Annotated in this window: 1 protein-coding gene; it reads right to left on the bottom strand. The window is 49.2% G+C overall.

The features are described from left to right. A partial coding sequence (locus tag R8O11_RS26960; RefSeq protein ID WP_318194842.1) for a tryptophanase occupies positions 1 to 722 on the bottom strand: 722 nt, incomplete at its 3' end. Positions 723 to 771 lie beyond the last annotated feature (49 nt).

The following is a 771-nucleotide window of genomic DNA, read 5'->3' as shown; positions in this document are numbered from 1 at the left end:
GCGTAGCCTTCTTCACGCTGTTTGATGAAATAAGCATTCTCACAATAGCGAGCCGAGTCAATCACCACTGGGATATCGTATTTGGTGGCAATTTCGTACACGCTGCGCATGTTTTCCATCGATACCGGTTGGCCACCCGAGCTGTTACACGTCACTGTCGTGATGATGGCACAGATGTTCTTCGAGCCATGCTCTTCAATCGTTTCTACCAGTTTGTTGAGGTCGAAGTTACCTTTCCAATCGTAAGGCGTCGTGGTATCGAACGCTTCTTCCGTCACAACGTTGATAGCCTTACCGCCGTTGAGCTCAATATGCCCCGCAGTGGTATCAAAGTGATAGTTCGAGATGAACACCGGCGTTTCACCGCCACGTACTTGGCGCATACGTTCAATCAGAGCAGGGAACAATATCTGCTCCGCCCCTCGGCCTTGGTGTGCAGGCACCGTCAGTTTGTAGCCGAAGAAATGCTCCACTGCGCTGCATAAGTTGTAGTAGTTACGACTACCCGCGTAAGACTCATCCCCCAACATAATGCCAGCCCACTGGTTATCGCTCATGGCACCTGTGCCGGAATCGGTAAGCAAATCGATATACACGTCATCACTGCGCAATAAAAATGGGTTGTAACCCGCTTCTTTGAGAGCGATTTCTCGGTCAGCCAACGTGGTCATTTTGATTGGCTCAACCATTTTGATACGAAAAGGTTCTGGAATACGTTTCATTGTTAATTTCCTTGTACACATGGCCCTACGCGCTAAAGCGTAAGAGTAG

The organism is Vibrio sp. 1288 (genome assembly GCF_033344475.1).
Note: the sequence above shows the minus strand (reverse complement) of the source record. Positions and strands in the feature narration are given on the sequence as shown.